Origin of the sequence: Klebsiella sp. I138, from assembly GCF_051131765.1 — a bacterium.
Lineage (GTDB): Bacteria > Pseudomonadota > Gammaproteobacteria > Enterobacterales > Enterobacteriaceae > Klebsiella.
In genome coordinates this window covers 3691559-3708998 of the sequence record NZ_CP180447.1, presented here as the reverse complement: position 1 = coordinate 3708998, position 17440 = coordinate 3691559, and the positions used below count along the sequence as shown (strand labels likewise).

The 17440-nt window shown below is 45.8% G+C and carries 17 protein-coding genes and 1 tRNA gene; 10 read left to right on the top strand and 8 right to left on the bottom strand.

Annotation, left to right across the window (positions count from 1 at the left end):
• The first annotated feature begins 738 nt into the window (after positions 1 to 738).
• The 9 genes from ACMYSK_RS17335 to ACMYSK_RS17295 all read left to right on the top strand — a co-directional run bounded on the left by ACMYSK_RS17335 (position 739) and on the right by ACMYSK_RS17295 (position 7003).
• Complete coding sequence (locus tag ACMYSK_RS17335) at positions 739 to 942, top strand: helix-turn-helix transcriptional regulator (RefSeq protein ID WP_434637226.1); 204 nt, start codon at positions 739 to 741, stop codon at positions 940 to 942.
• Between the two features lie 955 nt (positions 943 to 1897).
• Positions 1898 to 2947, top strand: coding sequence for a DUF4238 domain-containing protein (locus ACMYSK_RS17330; protein ID WP_434637224.1), 1050 nt, complete (start codon positions 1898 to 1900; stop codon positions 2945 to 2947).
• Between the two features lie 347 nt (positions 2948 to 3294).
• The gene (locus tag ACMYSK_RS17325) at positions 3295 to 3582 is read left to right on the top strand and encodes a hypothetical protein (RefSeq protein ID WP_434637222.1); all 288 of its coding nucleotides are present in this window, start codon (positions 3295 to 3297) and stop codon (positions 3580 to 3582) included.
• A 3-nt stretch (positions 3583 to 3585) separates the two neighbouring features.
• Complete coding sequence (locus ACMYSK_RS17320) at positions 3586 to 3861, top strand: hypothetical protein (protein WP_434637220.1); 276 nt, start codon at positions 3586 to 3588, stop codon at positions 3859 to 3861.
• A 476-nt stretch (positions 3862 to 4337) separates the two neighbouring features.
• Entirely contained in the window at positions 4338 to 4736 is a 399-nt protein-coding gene (locus tag ACMYSK_RS17315; protein WP_434637218.1) for a hypothetical protein, read from the top strand.
• Entirely contained in the window at positions 4733 to 4909 is a 177-nt protein-coding gene (locus ACMYSK_RS17310) for a hypothetical protein (RefSeq protein ID WP_434637216.1), read from the top strand. Before ACMYSK_RS17315 ends, ACMYSK_RS17310 begins: the two co-directional genes overlap by 4 nt.
• Positions 4906 to 5199, top strand: coding sequence for a hypothetical protein (locus ACMYSK_RS17305; RefSeq protein WP_434637214.1), 294 nt, complete (start codon positions 4906 to 4908; stop codon positions 5197 to 5199). The genes ACMYSK_RS17310 and ACMYSK_RS17305 overlap by 4 nt, the downstream gene beginning before the upstream one ends.
• A complete protein-coding gene (locus tag ACMYSK_RS17300) occupies positions 5166 to 5540 on the top strand; it encodes a plasmid mobilization protein (RefSeq protein WP_434637212.1) in 375 nt (124 codons plus the stop codon). Before ACMYSK_RS17305 ends, ACMYSK_RS17300 begins: the two co-directional genes overlap by 34 nt.
• Complete coding sequence (locus tag ACMYSK_RS17295) at positions 5537 to 7003, top strand: relaxase/mobilization nuclease domain-containing protein (RefSeq protein WP_434637210.1); 1467 nt, start codon at positions 5537 to 5539, stop codon at positions 7001 to 7003. Before ACMYSK_RS17300 ends, ACMYSK_RS17295 begins: the two co-directional genes overlap by 4 nt.
• 31 nt (positions 7004 to 7034) lie before the next feature.
• Here the strand turns inward: ACMYSK_RS17295 and ACMYSK_RS17290 are convergent, their stop codons facing one another.
• The 8 genes from ACMYSK_RS17290 to aspA all read right to left on the bottom strand — a co-directional run bounded on the left by ACMYSK_RS17290 (position 7035) and on the right by aspA (position 16627).
• Positions 7035 to 8309: a tyrosine-type recombinase/integrase gene (locus ACMYSK_RS17290; protein ID WP_434637208.1), complete on the bottom strand. Its 1275-nt coding sequence runs from the start codon at positions 8307 to 8309 to the stop codon at positions 7035 to 7037.
• Positions 8310 to 8494: 185 nt separating this feature from the next.
• Positions 8495 to 8570: transfer RNA gene (locus tag ACMYSK_RS17285), tRNA-Phe, on the bottom strand.
• Positions 8571 to 8685: 115 nt separating this feature from the next.
• Positions 8686 to 10773, bottom strand: coding sequence for a DUF1176 domain-containing protein (locus ACMYSK_RS17280; RefSeq protein ID WP_434637206.1), 2088 nt, complete (start codon positions 10771 to 10773; stop codon positions 8686 to 8688).
• Between the two features lie 189 nt (positions 10774 to 10962).
• Positions 10963 to 11538 (bottom strand): transcriptional regulator, encoded by a 576-nt coding sequence (locus ACMYSK_RS17275; protein WP_434644178.1) that lies wholly within the window; start codon positions 11536 to 11538, stop codon positions 10963 to 10965.
• A gap of 35 nt (positions 11539 to 11573) precedes the next feature.
• Positions 11574 to 13379: a protein-disulfide reductase DsbD gene (locus ACMYSK_RS17270; RefSeq protein ID WP_434637204.1), complete on the bottom strand. Its 1806-nt coding sequence runs from the start codon at positions 13377 to 13379 to the stop codon at positions 11574 to 11576.
• Entirely contained in the window at positions 13355 to 13678 is a 324-nt protein-coding gene (cutA, locus tag ACMYSK_RS17265; RefSeq protein ID WP_004856939.1) for a divalent cation tolerance protein CutA, read from the bottom strand. Before cutA ends, ACMYSK_RS17270 begins: the two co-directional genes overlap by 25 nt.
• Positions 13679 to 13771: 93 nt before the next feature.
• Positions 13772 to 15073, bottom strand: coding sequence for an anaerobic C4-dicarboxylate transporter (locus tag ACMYSK_RS17260; protein ID WP_434637202.1), 1302 nt, complete (start codon positions 15071 to 15073; stop codon positions 13772 to 13774).
• Between the two features lie 117 nt (positions 15074 to 15190).
• Positions 15191 to 16627 carry an aspartate ammonia-lyase gene (gene aspA, locus ACMYSK_RS17255; RefSeq protein ID WP_434637200.1) on the bottom strand — a complete coding sequence of 479 codons (1437 nt, stop codon included), beginning with the start codon at positions 16625 to 16627 and terminating at the stop codon, positions 15191 to 15193.
• A gap of 338 nt (positions 16628 to 16965) precedes the next feature.
• On the opposite strand from aspA, the gene ACMYSK_RS17250 reads away from it, so the two are divergent.
• Positions 16966 to 17436, top strand: a complete 471-nt coding sequence (locus ACMYSK_RS17250; RefSeq protein WP_004856948.1) for an FxsA family protein — start codon at positions 16966 to 16968, stop codon at positions 17434 to 17436.
• Positions 17437 to 17440: the final 4 nt, after the last annotated feature.

Here is a 17440-nt window from a genome sequence, read left to right as displayed (position 1 = left end):
GTTTCTTTAAATAGTGGTGCCCGGACTCGGACTAACGCCGCAGGCGTTTGAACAGCGCGCTTGTCGCGCTGGCCCCGGAGGGGTGAGCGGCCTGCCGCGAATAATCGAACGGAGTTCGATGGAGAGTCCGCATCGCAGGAAGCAAGAAACCAGCCCTTAGGCTGGTTTCTTTAAATAGTGGTGCCCGGACTCGGACTAACGCCGCAGGCGTTTGAACAGCGCGCTTGTCGCGCTGGCCCCGGAGGGGTGAGCGGCCTGCCGCGAATAATCGAACGGAGTTCGATGGAGAGTCCGCATCGCAGGAAGCAAGAAACCAGCCCTTAGGCTGGTTTCTTTAAATAGTGGTGCCGGACTCGGAATCGAACATCACTTTATTCCTATGTTTTAAATGAATAAAAATAACTACACTTGTGTTTTACCAACTCACTTTTACCAACAAATGGCAACTCAAGTCAATTTAAATCAATAGTTTACGGTAGTGAACGCCAGTGAACAATACTGAACATCAAACCGCATGAGACGTAAAGCTTACGGTCAATATCTACACATCAGCTAATGCCGGGAAAATAGCACTTTTTGCTAAACAATATAACCAATTGTTTTTAATTGGTTTAATGCTACTCACTCTCGTCATACTTCAAATGTTATAAAAAATCCAGATATTTTTTCGTAAATGTAGTTGATTGTCATAAGCGATATTCGAATAATACATTCCATCAAACGACGATGGAGAAATATATGGCGCATAAGAAAAAACTAATCCGCATTTCTGAAGTAATCGACCGTACTGGTTATGGTCGGACATGGATTTATAACCTAATAAAAAATAATCGATTTCCAACACCTGTTAGAACCGGTGAAAGGACTATCGCTTTTGTAGAAAGTGAAATCGATGCTTGGATTGATGAAAAGATTTTTTCTTCACGTAATCAGGCTGCATAAAAAACACTCTCACTTACTATTTGTTATCCTGAATGTGATTACACTATTTTTAGTGTAAGCGATTTAAAATCGCATACAGAGAGTTTTAAGGCTATATATGAAAAATATTATATGTTTCGAGTAAAGGCTGGATTTTATCCGGCCTTTTTTATTTGTTCTTTTATCTAATTGATCATGGTGTCAAAAATATTCTTGATTCATGCTTGACAGGTAATATATGAAGATCTATAAAGAATGAAGATACAAAAAAAGCCAGATATTAAATCTGACTTTTTAAGGACTAAAAAAGTTTTCGCTGACTTTTGAAGTCTTGTAATCAGTTATAAGACAACGTGATTACAAATATAATAAAGTATTAAATAATCTTTTCATATTTGTCAAATCTAAATCCGAACTTTTTACAAGCCTGTCAAATACCATTTCCAGAATCCTTTTTAATCCTCAAAAGCAATAACGTTAAAACCTGCTGTATCAGGTATAAGAATACGAAGGTCCCTCAAGTGATGGTGAATCTTATAGTTATTGCGACAACGGTTAACCGGGAGCGATGTTGTCAGCCTGAATCGCCTTACCTAAAATTTATAAAGCGTTATAGCTTCTTTAGTAAAACGAGAAGTGCTTAAAAGATCATGGTAGGGTTTGCGCGGGTCGCGGGGGGGAGTATCAGATTGGAAACGATCAGAATACTTTTTGAGTAAGCAAAGCGCAATGAGCATTCATTTTTCCTTTCTCTATCTCTTTAGCGATTTTCATTTTTCGCGCGGGGGGAGGGGGGGGAATGCTCCAAGAAAAACTAAGTTTTCCTAACGGAAAACTACTACGACTGAAAGTCGCCATCTAAAACCCGAAAACTTTAAAATTTAAATTTCTAGTACTACTGTACGAAAAAAAATTAAAATATTTTTTCTTATATGATAAACTTTATTAAAGTCATTTTTTTATAAAGGATGTAAAGATGGCAGGTAAAAGACAGCATTTTATCCCTAGATTCTTACAACGCGGATTTTCAATAGAGAAAGAAGGAAAGTTTTTTTCTTGTTTATGTAGAAAAGAGATTATAAAAGAAAATATAGTAATTGAAAATATTGGTTTGGAAAATAAATTTTATACTCTCGATGGTGATTCGTCAATTGATGACAAAATAACTGAAAAAGAAACTTATGTTTATTCAAAAATCGTCCGTGAGTTAGTGAATGGCACATTTGACATGGATGATATAGGAAGTTTGTCCGACTTTGTTTTTCATATGGAAATTAGAACTAAAAATTTGCGTTCTAACTTTACCAACACTGCATCTCATCTAATAGATCAAATGCGAATAAGGCTTTTAAGCAAAGACACACTGTATAGATATTTTAATAAAAATTTCATTTCTGATCCATCAAAAATGGATAGATTGATTAATGAACAACTTAATGAGTTAAATGTTCCACAAGTTTTTCGCCCGGATATCAAAAATGTTTTTTTTAATAACGTTCATGCTTGGCTTCCCGACATGGCAAATAGACTCTCATTGCAACTTATTCCTTTATTTGAGAATATGGTTTTATCCGGTATTCCTGATGCTGCTAAAAAAGGGCACTTAAAAGGACTTGGGTTGGATGAAAGTTTGAAAATTGAAGAGTATAAGAAGTTAAGTTATAAACTAATAAATGTTGAACAGTCATTGATATTAGGGGATTGTCTCGTAGTTTTTGAAGTTGATGGAGATCGTAGATTTAAACCATTCCATGAAAAAGATGATGATTTAAAAGCAGTATATATGCCAATTAATTCACATTCTATATTGTATGGCGCAAAATATCTTGATGACAATCCAAGCCTCGAAAATATAAATGATATAGTAGCACAATGTTCAACTGATTTTTTTATTTGCAAGGAACCTATTCATAATATTGATGAAATTCAAAAACTCATTGGTGTTAATTCATATCTTTTGTCTGATGATTTTATTGATGAAATGTTGAGTGATTTAATTGGTGATGATATCTTGTTAAGTCATTAAAAAGTATGAAATTGATATTTAATTTATAATGTATTCATAGAGCCAGATAAATATAGAAAGCGATATTTATCATAAAATTAAAAATACTCCATTCTAATTTCCCTTCAAAAAAATGATCGATAAAAAAGATCAATAAAACACTATTGATAGTTTTTATCGATTAATGTGGTCTTATCGATCGGTTTTTAATTGTCATAACCGATCGATTTATTGATTATGATAGCCTGTGACTATCATGCGGTTTTTTTCGATCGGTACAAACGATATGACGAACTATGAAAATAATTGAATTCTAAGACGTTTACAGGCCAAGCGGTGGCCTGTGTCTCATCAGTGAAGGAAAAGGTATGCGTAAACTTATGATGGTGGCAGGTTTGGTGACGCTATTGTCTGGTTGTGGTGATGATGGCATCTATGGCAGCTATATCAATCAACAGTTCGGCGTCAGACTTGATATTCAGAAAGATGTGATCAAGTTCAGGAATGGAGTTTTTACCGTTAAAAACTGGGATGAAAGCAAGAAACCCGTCTATATCGCTAGAACTCAAAACAAAGATCTCGGCTCTTGGACTTTTAAAATCGAAAAAGTCAAAGATGGCGTTATTTATCAGGGCGCTGTTTTTAAAAGGAACTGAAAAATGGAAAACAACACAATTAAATGCCCTTTTTGCTTAAAAGAAAGTCAAAGAGGTGTTCAGGTATGCACCGGGTGTCAGGCATCCGTGCTGTATGGAACTTACCCCGGTTGGTATGCTGCTGTGATCATCCTGCTAGCCTTCGGCTTATCATTTTTGATCGGCATGTCTAATGGAATGGCAGGAGCTACTATTAGCCTACCATTAATATTTGCTATCGGATTTATGATAGGTAAAGTCGTTTTTTCTGACAATATTGTATTCAGAAGAAGAATGTAAATCAGTCTTCTCTTTCAGGGTGATGCTCCACTACGTGAACCATCACCCATATAAATTTTATTTCCTCCCCTGTGTCATCAAGAACTAAATCGGAACCCGCAAGCGGGACCCCACGATTTAGCACTTGACGATTTTACGCAAAGCTACCAACAGACAATATATTATTTGTCCTATCTTTTATTTGCATTTTTTCTGGCACGTAGTGTATTTATTTATGTAGCCGCTATTGACTAGATCTTATTATCGGTTATTTATTTAAATATAAGTGTAGTTCAGCTTTGTTTTTGTGTTTTTCGGAAACTGAGGCAAGGTGTAATAGCGTATCCGCTATTTACCCAATCCTCCGGATTGCCCCCACGCGCTACGCTTGGAGGGTTGTTAAAAGATCTACCCTTCCGCCTTATCACCCTATCAAGGGTTGGCGGTAAACCATACAGTTTTACATTGGATATTATAACTATATAGGAGCATTTAATATGCATGAAGATTTTGAAAATTTCGATAGTAGGTTAGCTGTATATACAGATAAAGATTATTTCTTGGAAAGTAATGCTTTTTATTTCAGTGATGAGCAATATAAAAAAGCATTAAAGATGTATTTTGATTTAAAATATATTTACCATGATGAGCACAAAGCTATTAATACATTAAGTGATATTTTATATCAAAGATGCTTTTTTTACATACAAGCAAACGCAGAGTTAGAAGTTAATAGAGATAGTCTTTTTACTACATATACAGATTATTTTTTAGATCAAGGAATGATTAAGAGGATATATGATTTTATATGTGATAACGATACTGATGAACAATATGCTGAACTTACTTTTATTTATTCTGATTTATTCAATCAATACGGAGGAGAAATATTATGATGCTTGTATCTGTAGGAATGATGATTCTTTGCATAATGCTTGGCGGCTTCATGATCCGTAGTTGTACGGGTAAAAAAGACTCTTCAAGCGAAATGAAACAATCAATATCAGATGTTAGGAAAATGATAGATAAAAAAGAACTGTTAAAACTTAAAAGGGAGAATAGAAGATGAATGTAGAAAATTTAATGAATAGTATGACTATAGAATATAAGTTCGAAATACTGGCAAGGTTTTTTTATTACATAGAACAAAATAAAAATATACCATTCAATGAAATCAATAGTGATGAGCGGGATTTGTGTTATTTTGTAGCTAATAGATACATTACAGAAAATAAAGCTGATGAGCTTATTGAAGTATTAATTATTGAAAATGATAACGACTACATAAGAGCAACAGATGATTACATTATTATGAGGAATAAACAATGCCAACTACAGATCGAAAAAGAGGACGTATAAATTTAAGTGCTGACGAACGCAGAGATGTATCTATACAATTTAGAGTAAACAAATCAGAGTTTGAGTATTTAAACTCATTAGTGGACGCTTCTGGTTTAGAAAGAGGCCATTATATCAGAAGGGAAATATTAAAAGCTGAACCAGTGATAAAAAGGAAAATGCCTGAGTTTGAGCAATCATTGTATAGAGAAATACAGCATCAAGGTAATAATATAAATCAGATTGCTAAAAGACTACATATCAACGAAGACTTTAAACAATCTGTAGCCTCCGAAGCTAACTTTGCTATAAAGCAACTTATGAAAAGAATATTAAAGGCTTGTGAGGTTTATACGGTATGAAAGGAAATGTAGCTAAAACAGGGAGATCATTTAAAAATAGGGTTGAGTATATATTAAAAGATGATCACGATTTCATATGTAGCAATATGGCAAGTGATTTTAATAATGTTAGTGATTTAACTGATGAATTTAAAACTGTAAGCAGCTTTAGACAAGATATAAAAAAACCTGTTTTTCATGCGTTTTTATCTCTTCCAAAAAATGAACATTTAACAGATCAGGAATGGGAAGCGATAGCAAAAGACTATTTAAAAGAAATGAATATCGATATAGAAAAACATCAATATATTTGTGTGCGTCATAAAGATACAGATCAAGACCATATTCATATAGTAGCCAACCGCATAGGTTTAGACGGTTCCGTATGGCATGGTCAGCACTCAGCATTTAATACAATAGCAGCTTGTGAACGTTTAGAAGTAAAGCACTGCTTAACCATTACCAAAGGCTTGCAGGGGCAAAAATCAGCGGTATCAGCACCAACCAAGAACGAAATTGAAATGGCTTTAAGGACAGGAGAGAAACCAGCCCGTTTAGTGCTTCAAGTCTCTTTACAAGCAGCTATGGTAGGAAAACCAGATTTAGGGACGTTCGTAGAACGTCTGCAGGCCGTAGGCATTGAACCAAGGTTCAATGTTGCCAGCACTGGCAACGTCGCGGGGGTTTCATTCAGTGTAAATGACATAGCATTTAAGGGATCTTCATTAGGTAAAAAATTCAGTTGGAACACAATTAAAACAAAGGTGAAATATGACAAAGATAGAGATGATGAAATCATTAGAAGATTCTCAGCAAGAAAAACAGATGATGAAAATAGTTCTGGACGATCACTTGTTGAACCAGATATCAACAACGATAGAACCATTATCAGAAACGATGATGATATTATCGGAGTCGGTCAGTACAGCATTAAATCAGACACAGAAAGTATTGGAGAGAACAGAGAAAACAATATCAACAACATCATCAATACTAAATCTGTCAAGAAATACGATAGACAAGCAAATAGACGATTTAGAAATACAAAACAGAAAAATACACAAACTCTCAACAGACTTAAAAAACAATACAATCAAAAACCAAACAAAATTAATAATCAAGGTGGCTTCAATCGTTGGCATGATAAATCTGATAGCAGTTCTATCAACAGGATACTTGATCATGCAGAAACAGCAATTACAGCCACAGATAAATTTAGACTCAAAGGCCGTAGCAGTTTCAATAGTCGAGCAGCTAAGATCGAAGAAGTGAGGGAGCGATTAGGCATTAAAAAACCTGTTATTCAGCCAAGAAATAAAGAAAAAGTAATTAAAGAAGAAATAAAGAAAAAACCTGCATATATGGCTGAGTATGAAAATAGATTTAAATCGAAATTGAAATCGAACTTAAAAAAAGAAACATCAAGAGTACAACAGCAAGAAGTAGAACAGAATGCCAAATATCCAACCTTTAAACCTAAATAAAAGAGGCGTGAAGCCTCTTTTATTTAGATAATCAAATTTCTATTCTGGCGAAATCAAATGGCATAATATATTTTTCTATATTAGCATCAAGATAATCAGCCCACCACTGTATCATCAAACGGCGCTGCGTAATATGCTTCGCTTTATGAGTATAAGCAGCACGAACATTGTTTTGTTCTTTATGGCTCATTTGTCTTTCAATTGCGTCTTCTGCCCATATACCTGACTCAACGAGAGAACTACAAGCCATTGTGCGGAATCCATGACCGCAAATATCTTTTTTGGTGTCATAACCCATTAGCCGTAAGGCTTTATTAACCGTATTTTCACTCATTGGTTTACGGTAATCGTGGCAACCAATGAAAATTAATCCTTGTCCATCAGACATATCATAACTAATTTCTTTCAGTTCTTTTAAAATATCAATAGCCTGATGACTTAACGGCACATAATGCGGTATACGCATTTTAGAACCACGTTCAGAAAATTTTACATTTTTGATTTCTTCACGATTTGGCGGAATGATCCAAAGTTGATTTTCAAAATCTATTTCAGGCCAACGGGCGAAGCGTAGTTCACTTGAACGAATAAACACAAGCATAGTTAGTTTTAAAGCTAATACAGTGAGCTTGCGGCCTTTATAAGCATCTATGCGACTTAATAGATCGGGTATTTGTTCAAGTTCAAGAGCGGGATAATGTGTCCGTTTAGGCGTAATTAATGTGCCACCAAGCTCATTTGCCGGATTTTGACTGATCATATCTTCCTGAACAGCATAACGCATGATAGCAGTGATCCGTTGTTTCAGACGTGAAGCTGTTTCATGCTGGCCTTTGACTTCAATTTTACGCAGAGGAAGAAGCAGATCACGAGTGGTTAGCTTCGTAATGTCTTTTGAACCAATAGCCGGGAAAAGATGATTGATGAGGCTGTTTATAATACGTTCACTATGCTGAGGTATCCACCGCTCACTGACAGTCATTTTTTTATGCCAATCACGGGCTACAGCTTCAAACGTAAAATCTCCACGCTCTTCAGCTTTTACAGCTTTTTTTTGCTGTAGCGGGTCTATCCCATTACTCAGCAGTGTTTTCATCTCTATGAGCTTTGTACGAGCTTCTGAGAGCGATACAAAAGGGTAGGTGCCAATTGAGAACACTTTCTGCTTACCATCGAAGCGATAAGCAGCTTGCCAGTATTTCGAACCGTTGGGATGCACCAGCAGATAAAGCCCCTTACCATCTGATAGCTTGATCTGTTTGTCGGAAGGCTTGGCGTTTTTTACTGCAATATCAGTTAAGCGCATGGCGAGCCTCCGGTGAGGTAAATGTTGGTAAAAAACTCATCGAACTGAGTTTACCAACTTTTTTACCAACAAAAGTTAGTGGCTGCCAGTGAATTTTAATGAACAGTAGTGAACATGAAGAGCGGGATAACATGTTGACTTTATAAAGCAAAACGGACGCCCGAGGGCGTCCGTTTCTGAATGGTTGGTGCCCGGACTCGGAATCGAACCAAGGACACGGGGATTTTCAATCCCCTGCTCTACCGACTGAGCTATCCGGGCAACGGGGCGCATTAAACCGTAATCCATCTTGCGCGTCAACCAAATTTCTTGATTTGTCTGCTGATTGCTTAACTTTGCGGCAGTTTTGCCGCGAAAGGGACATTTTGCCGACTCATCACATCATTCCGTTGTCGCCTTCGCGAATTTTCCAGCCACTGACGGCAGAGATAACGTGGCGCAATCCGGATACGGAGTAACCGCCAATGACGTCTTCGTCTTCCCGCGGCGAGCTGATCATAATTTCCGCATCGACGCCGTGGCGGTAAGCGCCATGATGGCTGATGACGGTGCCGATAAAGCATTTCCCGCCGAGCCAGACGGGAATATACGCAACCGTTTCATAGACGTAGTAGGAGGCGACACCGCTGTAATAGTTATCCGCTTCATCGGATGAGGTGCCGGCAGGGATCGGACAAATTGGCCCGTCCTCTGTTTTCTCTTTTTTATCTTTCAGCAGGTTGCTTTGCATCAGCTCCAGCGATTTGAGTAAATCGTCCCGGTCCTGTGCGGTTAGCGCCGGCGTCAGAGGCTGGCCTTTTTCCGGTGAACTTAGCGTCTCCAGCGCGTAGCGATAGCGAATCGTCACGGCCGGGCTGCTGTTCGTCGGGCTGAAGGGGCGCAGCAGATAAAGATTGTCTTCGCCAAACTGGCCGTTGTACCACAGCGCATATACCTGACCGTTGATTCTGACCCACTGGTTCCACTGATTAGCGCCGCGCCCGTTGAGGGAAAACAGCGCTCCGGGGACGCCCGCGTCAAAATTATCGTCGTCATCGCTATCGCTATGATCTACGGTATCAAACGTGTTATCACCGCGCTTTAGCACGCCGGTGTAGCTGAATAGCCCGGTCCCGCCGATATAGCTGTCGATAATTAAATCGCGCTTGCCGTCATTATCAAGGTCAATCAGCGTGAAGCTGACCTTACCGTTTTCTGAGTCAGCGCTGATGTCTGAGTGCAGAAAGGCCTGCCACTCGTCGTCGCTGATATCGACGGCGGGTTTGTTGGTCGATACCAGAGAGTCGTCCGCGTAGGTCAGCGTAAAGTTCGTCACGTGGCCGGTGAGCGGGAACTGCTCAGCAACCTTTTTCAATGCCAGCTCAGGGTCGGTCTTCTGCTCCTTCAGCACCGCGTTATACAGTGCTTTGAGCGCAATGTTATCGGCATCCTTCTGCTGTTTTGGACGAACCTGGCTGACGAAAGTGGGCAGCATCCAGGTACCGCCAGGGGTGATTTCACGGCACATACCGGTTGTGTATTTCAGACTCTGGACGAAAGATCTTCCGTCCCAGACCCTCTCTTCTCCGTTGACGCAGTCGGCGACGCCACGGCCTTTGTTGAAAAAGGTGATAACGCCATCGGCATAGCTGGATGCGTCGGTCGTGATGAGCTCTGGCCTGGCGAGAGGGGCATTGTCGACTACCCACATCGCGTATCCATCGTTATAAGCCGCACGCCAGCACAGGGCCTCGATCAGCGAATGGGTTTTATCGAGAGGGGTTGAGGTTATCTCCCGCTCCTGAGGCGGAATATCTTTATTTTGCCAGTCATCGCAGCGGCTGTTCAGCAACGGGACCAGTGCTGGCAGCAGCTTCTGCCGCTGTTTTGTCGTCAGCGGTTCGCTCTGAGCGTTGTGGATAATCGGGGCGGCGATAATTTCCGGAGCCGGAAGGGCATTGAGTGTACTGTCATCGTCAGCATCGCCTTTACGCACCAGCGCATCTGCGGTGCCCAGGCGCTGCTGAAATTCATCAACCTTGAGAAATACTGCGCTGCTGCCTGCGCTGGAGAGTTGCTTACGCTGGCCGTTAAGTGAAATCTCGATTTTATTGTCATGCTCCAGCGCCTGGATCAGGGCGGCGGTTTGCGTGCTATCAAAACGGAAATGGCTGTCGTCTTTGGCTTCAAGCGCGCCGCGATCCTGGTTATCGATCAGCAGGTCAACCGTGGCATCCTGGGGAATATCATGATCGGTCTGGGCGAAGGTCATTTGAGCGCTCACACGCTGCCCGGCGCCCGCGTTACGGGTTAACAGAACGCTGATTTCACCCATGTTGACGCCATAACCTGCGGCCCGGCAGGTGCCGGTATTATCGCAGGCGACTTCCCAGTCTTTATGCGCAAAAGAAAAACCTTGAACGGGAGCGGCCAGGAGCGATGCCGGACATAGCCCCATAATGGCAGCCCAGAAGAGAGGACGCATATAAATCTCGGTAGACGTATCGATGTAGGGGGAATTATACCCTTCATCCTGCAACTTGCATCTTTGTTGGCGGCCCGCGCTTACCCCGGTCACGTACCGCCTGTACGCGCCCGGAAATACGCTACACGGCGGTCCTGACGCGACCTGCCATCGGGAAATATGCGCGGCTTAGCGCTGACGGATTCGGCGTCAGGTTAATGCGCCACCCGTCCGGCATTGGGCAAAGCGCAGAATATCTTCTGCCAGACGCTGAGCGGTATCGACATCAGCCTGGCTGCGTTTTATCAGCAGGCGACTCAGGCAGCCTTCGACGATAAGCTCCATCTGTTTAGCCACCATTGCCGGGTCATCAACTTCCAGCTGCGTCAGCAGTTCGTGGGTATTGGCCAGAGAGGCCTGCTTCTGTTGTTCCGCCAGTTGATGAATAGGATGTTGAGCATCCGGGTAAAAGGTACAGGCGGCGATGAACAAACAGCCGGGATAGCGATGGTTGCTCACACACTGGGTTAATGCGCCGTAGCGTGCCAGCAGCTTTTGCTCAGGCGTAAGCGAATCGTCGAGCAGCAGCTGGCGACGCCAGGCATCGACCTGATGGCTGAGATAGCGCAGCGCATCGTACAGCAGCGCTTCGCGGTCGGGCCAGAAACGTTTGAGGTCAGCGAGCGGGTAAGAGACGCGTTCGGCGACCATTTCCAGCGTGGTGTTGGCAATACCTTCAATTTCGAGAATTTGTATGGCTTCACCCAGGACATCTTCACGTTGCACGGTCTTCTCCTCCATTTTTCCTCCTAAAGTGTCGTTCACGGTTGCCAATCGTGCAAATGGGCGCTGAATGCTGTCGCATCCATAAACCCGGTGACGCGCTGCGCAGGCTGTTCTTCACCCTGCGTATTAAAGAACAGAATGGTGGGCAAGCCGAGCACCTTCAGGTGTTTCAGCAGAGCCACATCCTCGGCGCTGTTCTTCGTCACGTCTATCTGCAACAGAACGGTATCTTTCAGGGCCTGTTGTACTTCGGTCGTGCTAAAGGTGTATTTTTCGAACTCTTTGCAGGCTACGCACCAGTCGGCGTACAGATCGAGCATGACCGGTTTTCCCTTGGCCTGTGCCAGCGCCCGATCGAGTTCCGCGACGGTGCTGACGCGCGTAAAGGCCAGGTGGGCCTGCTGTTGGGTTAGCGGTTCACCGAAGGCCCAGTCCTGCAGCGGACGTGCGCTGACCAGCGCCGCACCGAGCATAACAATCTGCACGATGCGCAACCACGGGCGTGCTGCGCCGAGCGAGGTAATAAAAGCCCAGCTAAAGAAGGCGACGCCCAGCAGCGACCACAGACGCAGACCCCAGGGTTCACCGACGATACGCTCAAGTAAAAAGACCGGAAGTGCGAGGATAACAAACCCGAATGCGGTCTTCACATGACTCATCCACGGGCCGCTCTTCGGCAGCAGGCGGTTGCCGAAGACGGTCACCAGGATCAGCGGTAGCCCCATGCCCAGTGCATACAGATAAAGCGTGCCGCCGCCGAGCCACAGATTACCGCTCTGGGCAATATACAACAGGATGGCGCTCAGCGGTGCGGTGGTGCAGGGCGAGCAGATCAGTCCGGCAATGGCTCCCATCGCGAAGACGCCGCCGGGTGAACCACCCTGGCGTTTGTTGCTCATCAGCGTCAGGCGGGTTTGCAGCGATGAGGGGAGCTGCAGCGTAAACAGACCAAACATCGACAGCGCCAGCAGGATAAAGACCGCGGAGAGGCCAATAAGCACATAAGGATGCTGCAGCGCTGCCTGAAACTGCAAGCCGGCGGCCGCGACCACCAGGCCCAGCGCGGTATAGGTGAGCGCCATCCCCTGAACGTAAATAAACGCCAGCAGCAGCGCCCGCGCGGTAGACAGTCGCTGCTTGCCGCCGAGGACAATGCCCGAGATCAGCGGATACATCGGCAACACACACGGTGTGAAGGCGATACCGATACCAATCAGCAGCGCCCATAGCGCAGAGAAGGGCAGACCGGCAGGTGGATTATCACCTGCGTCGCGCTTTTCCTGCGCCGGGGCAGGCTGTGCAACTTTAGCAACCAGCTCAGGGCGTTTTTCTACCGGCAGCGGCGGGTTAAATTTCGGCTGCCCGGCTGCGGATAGCGCCTCATGAGCAGGGACCGACTCGCTGCCGGAAACGGCCAGGGCCGCGCGAAGCGGCACGACTTTAGTTTCCGGTGGATAACAAAAACCCGCATCAGCACAGCCCTGATACGTTACGGTGAGCGTCGCGCCTTTTTCCGCCTGGTTTAGCGTGACCGGTATGCTCAGGTGCTGGCGATAAATCTCGCTTTTGCCGTAAAACTCATCTTCATGCCACGTGCCGGGCGGCAGCGTTGGCGCAGTAAGCGTCGCATCCGTCGGCGTGAGTTTGATCTGCTGGCGATAGAGATAGTAGCCCTCTTTGATTTGCCAGGTCAGGTTAACGTCATGCTGGCTTTGCTGGAAATCAAAAGCAAAGGCCTGGTCTGCGGGAACAAAGTTAGAGCGCCCGGGAGCGTCAAATAAACCGGCGAAAGCGGATGTGCTGCACAGCAGCAGGATCAGCGTAATGATGCGTTGAGCCATGAGAGGTAATCAGTGTCTCCGTGAGTAACGGGTAAAACCAGTAATTCGGGGGTTTGATACGGGTGATGGGATTTCAGACAATCCAGTAACGCCTGCTGATGGGCCCGGTCGGTTTTCAACAGCATCTGGACTTCATACTCCTGTTCCAGCTTACCTTCCCAGTAGTAGAGGGACGTCGCCCCAGGCAGGAGGGTGGCACAGGCGGCGAGCTTTTCCGCCAGCACTTTAGCCGCCAGATCCTGGGCGGTAGCTTCATCCGGCGCGGTACAGAGAACAACAACAGCATCAGGCGTAGTCATCGTGAACCTCGTATCAGCGAAAAGAGGCACTATAGCACGCAAGGTGGGGGGATAAATGAAACGGGCCAGCAACTGGCCCGAATTTAAGCAGATTTACAGCATGATGCCGCCAATCAGGAAACCCAGAATGACGCACAGGGTTATGGCAATCACTCCCGGAACCAGGAATGCGTGGTTAAAGACATACTTGCCGATGCGCGTTGAGCCTGTATCGTCCATTTCTACCGCCGCCAGCAGCGTAGGATAGGTCGGCAGCACGAACAGCGCGGAGACGGCTGCAAACGAGGCGATGGCGGTCAGAGGCGTAACGCCAAGCAGCAGCGCGGCCGGCATTAATGCTTTGGTCGTCGCGGCCTGGGAATACAGCAGGGTAGCGGCGAAGAACAGCACTACCGCCAGCAGCCACGGATAGTTGTGCAGCAGATCGCCGGCAACGGCCTGGATATCGGTGATATGCGCTTTGACGAAGGTATCGCCCAGCCAGGCGACACCCAGGACGCAGACGCAGGCGCTCATCCCGGATTTAAAGGTGCTGGCGTTGAGAACTTCGCCGGTATCGATTTTACAGGTGATGCTAATCAGCGTGGCGACGGTCAGCATGAAGACGACGATCGCTTCGTTACGTGGCAGGACCGGATTCTGAATCAGCCCGACGGTATCGCTGATGGCGGTGGCGTAAAACATGACTGCCACGATACCGATCAGGAACAGCAGTACGGAACGTTTCGCGTGGGGTTTCAGCTCAAAAACCTGGCTCCCGCGCAGCTTCACTTCACCTTTTGCCAGACGTTCCTGATAGATCGGATCATCTTTCAGTTCGCAGCCGAGGAAGTTACAGACCACCGCCGTGATCATCACCGCAATCAGCGTTACCGGAATACAGATGGACAGCAGCGTCAGGTAGCTAACGCCCAGCGGTTCGAGGATCCCGGCAAAAAAGACCACCGCAGCGGAGATTGGCGAGGCGGTAATCGCAATCTGTGAGGCGACGACGGCGATAGAGAGCGGGCGGGACGGGCGAATACCCTGTTCTTTCGCGACCTCAGTAATGACCGGCAGGGTGGAAAACGCGGTATGACCGGTTCCCGCCAGAACAGTCATAAACCAGGTGACCAGCGGAGCAAGGAAGGTAATGTATTTCGGATGGCGTCTGAGCATACGCTCAGCAAGGCTGACCAGATAATCCATGCCGCCGGCTACCTGCATAGCGGCAATAGCAGCGATAACCGCCATGATGATTTCAATGACGTCGAAGGGGATCGCGCCAGGTTTGATTTGAAAGATGAGCGTCAGGACGAGGACGCCCAGACCACCGGCAAAACCGATGCCGATACCGCCGAGCCGGGCCCCCAGGTAGATCGCTAGCAGGACAATCACGAGTTCTGCACCAAACATATACGCCTTCCTTGTTTTTTAACAAGTTGATATTGAATTGTTGTGATTTGGTAAACCTAAAGAAGCAAAAAAGGCATGTCATCGCTGACATGCCTCTGGGTAGTTTAACCTGAAAGCTTACTGTTCGCTTTCATCGGTATAACGCTTCGCTTTATAGGCCGGATGCATCAGGTTTTGCGGCGAGAAAATATCGTCCAGCTCCGCCTCAGTCAGCAATCCACGCTCCAGAACAACCTCTCGTACGCTCTTGCCGGTTTCGGCGCAAATCTTGCCGACGATATCGCCATTGTGGTGGCCGATAAACGGGTTGAGGTAGGTGACGATTCCGATAGAGTTATATACGTAGCCTTCGCATACCGCTTTGTTGGCGGTAATGCCGTTAATGCATTTTTCCAGCAGGTTGTAGCAGGCGTTAGTCAGGATGTGGATGGATTCAAACATCGCCTGGCCGATAACCGGCTCCATGACGTTCAGCTGTAGCTGACCGGCTTCCGATGCCATCGTCACCGTGGTGTCGTTGCCGATCACCTTGAAGCAGACCTGGTTGACCACTTCTGGCACCACCGGGTTCACTTTCGCCGGCATGATAGATGAACCCGCCTGCAGCTCCGGCAGGTTGATTTCGTTCAGGCCAGCGCGCGGGCCGGAAGAGAGCAGGCGCAGGTCGTTACAGATTTTGGACAGTTTCACCGCCAGACGCTTCAGCGAGCTGTGCACCATTACGTAGGCGCCGCAGTCGGAAGTGGCTTCAATCAGGTCTTCCGCCGGAATCACCGGCAGACCGCTGACTTCCGCCAGTTTCTGCACGGCGAGCTGCTGGTAGCCATCCGGTGTATTCAGGCGCGTACCGATGGCGGTGGCGCCGAGGTTAACTTCGAGCAGCAGCTCGCCGGTACGCAGGATGCTTTTGGTTTCTTCATTCAGCAGAACATTAAAGGCGTGGAACTCCTGGCCGAGAGTCATCGGCACGGCATCCTGCAACTGGGTACGGCCCATTTTCAGGACATCCTGGAATTCGACGGCTTTATTCTGGAAGCCTTCGCCCAGCTGGTTGATGGCGTCGGTTAATTTCAGCAGCGACGCATAAACCGCGATACGGAAACCGGTCGGGTAGGCATCGTTGGTGGACTGGCATTTATTAACGTGGTCGTTCGGGTTCAGATACTGGTATTCACCTTTCTGGTGGCCCATCAGCTCAAGGCCGATGTTGGCCAGCACTTCGTTGGTGTTCATGTTGACGGACGTTCCCGCTCCGCCCTGGAACACATCAACCGGGAACTGGTCCATGCATTTACCGTTATTCAGAACTTCATCGCATGCGGCAATAATGGTGTTCGCGACGCTTTTAGGAATGGTTTGCAGTTCCTTGTTGGCCATCGCAGCGGCCTTTTTCACCATCACCATACCGCGCACGAACTCAGGGATATCGCTGATTTTGCTATTGCTGATGTAGAAGTTTTCAATCGCTCTCAGAGTATGAACACCATAGTAGGCGTCAGCTGGAACTTCCCTGGTACCCAACAGATCTTCTTCGATACGAATGTTGTTTAACATGTGAACCTTCTTTTCAAGCTGCCAATGAATTCACCAAATACGCAGAATTTATGGGATTTTACGCATTTTCTTGCCGAAGATTATTTCCTTAATCGGCCCGGTGCCCACGATCATATGCTGATGATAGCGAATGTCAGCAACCTTGATCACTTATTATGTCGAGAAGGGTATAAGAATTATTAATCTGTGAAATGAGTCACCGCTTTTCCGTTCATGAAAAAAAATAAGCGTTTCTGCCGATTGAAATGTGGCGTTTTAGCCCAATATTGATTGGATGCGAAAAGCACACCGATGACTGCGGGGGCCGATAGTGGGCTCCGCTAATGAAGGAGACGCCAGTGCGTTGGATTCCGTTTATTGCCATTTTTTTATACGTTTACATTGAGATATCGATCTTTATCCAGGTGGCTCACGTGCTCGGCGTCCTGCTGACGCTGATTCTGGTGATCTTCAGCTCGGTGGTTGGTATGTCGCTGGTGCGCAACCAGGGCTTTAAAAACTTTATGCTGATGCAGCAGAAGATGGCGGCAGGGGAAAGCCCGGCTGCAGAAATGATTAAAAGCGTCTCGCTGATTATTGCCGGTCTGCTGCTGTTGCTCCCGGGGTTCTTTACCGACTTCCTCGGCCTGCTACTCCTGCTGCCGCCGGTGCAAAAACATCTGACCCTGAAGCTGATGCCGCACCTGCGCTTTAGCCGGATGCCGGGCGGTGGTTTTAGCGCCGGAACCGGAGGCGGGGAGACCTTTGACGGGGAGTACCAGCGTAAAGATGAAGAGCGCGACCGTCTGGATCACAAAGACGACCGCTAACCCA

What these genes read in the sequence shown, in the direction of transcription:
- ACMYSK_RS17335 (WP_434637226.1), top strand. Translation starts at nt 739, where the DNA reads ATGGCGCATAAGAAAAAACTAATCCGCATTTCTGAAGTAATCGACCGT.
- ACMYSK_RS17330 (WP_434637224.1), top strand. Translation starts at nt 1,898, where the DNA reads ATGGCAGGTAAAAGACAGCATTTTATCCCTAGATTCTTACAACGCGGA.
- ACMYSK_RS17325 (WP_434637222.1), top strand. Translation starts at nt 3,295, where the DNA reads ATGCGTAAACTTATGATGGTGGCAGGTTTGGTGACGCTATTGTCTGGT.
- ACMYSK_RS17320 (WP_434637220.1), top strand. Translation starts at nt 3,586, where the DNA reads ATGGAAAACAACACAATTAAATGCCCTTTTTGCTTAAAAGAAAGTCAA.
- ACMYSK_RS17315 (WP_434637218.1), top strand. Translation starts at nt 4,338, where the DNA reads ATGCATGAAGATTTTGAAAATTTCGATAGTAGGTTAGCTGTATATACA.
- ACMYSK_RS17310 (WP_434637216.1), top strand. Translation starts at nt 4,733, where the DNA reads ATGATGCTTGTATCTGTAGGAATGATGATTCTTTGCATAATGCTTGGC.
- ACMYSK_RS17305 (WP_434637214.1), top strand. Translation starts at nt 4,906, where the DNA reads ATGAATGTAGAAAATTTAATGAATAGTATGACTATAGAATATAAGTTC.
- ACMYSK_RS17300 (WP_434637212.1), top strand. Translation starts at nt 5,166, where the DNA reads ATGCCAACTACAGATCGAAAAAGAGGACGTATAAATTTAAGTGCTGAC.
- ACMYSK_RS17295 (WP_434637210.1), top strand. Translation starts at nt 5,537, where the DNA reads ATGAAAGGAAATGTAGCTAAAACAGGGAGATCATTTAAAAATAGGGTT.
- ACMYSK_RS17290 (WP_434637208.1), bottom strand. Translation starts at nt 8,309, where the DNA reads ATGCGCTTAACTGATATTGCAGTAAAAAACGCCAAGCCTTCCGACAAA.
- ACMYSK_RS17280 (WP_434637206.1), bottom strand. Translation starts at nt 10,773, where the DNA reads ATGCGTCCTCTCTTCTGGGCTGCCATTATGGGGCTATGTCCGGCATCG.
- ACMYSK_RS17270 (WP_434637204.1), bottom strand. Translation starts at nt 13,379, where the DNA reads ATGGCTCAACGCATCATTACGCTGATCCTGCTGCTGTGCAGCACATCC.
- cutA (WP_004856939.1), bottom strand. Translation starts at nt 13,678, where the DNA reads ATGACTACGCCTGATGCTGTTGTTGTTCTCTGTACCGCGCCGGATGAA.
- ACMYSK_RS17260 (WP_434637202.1), bottom strand. Translation starts at nt 15,073, where the DNA reads ATGTTTGGTGCAGAACTCGTGATTGTCCTGCTAGCGATCTACCTGGGG.
- aspA (WP_434637200.1), bottom strand. Translation starts at nt 16,627, where the DNA reads ATGTTAAACAACATTCGTATCGAAGAAGATCTGTTGGGTACCAGGGAA.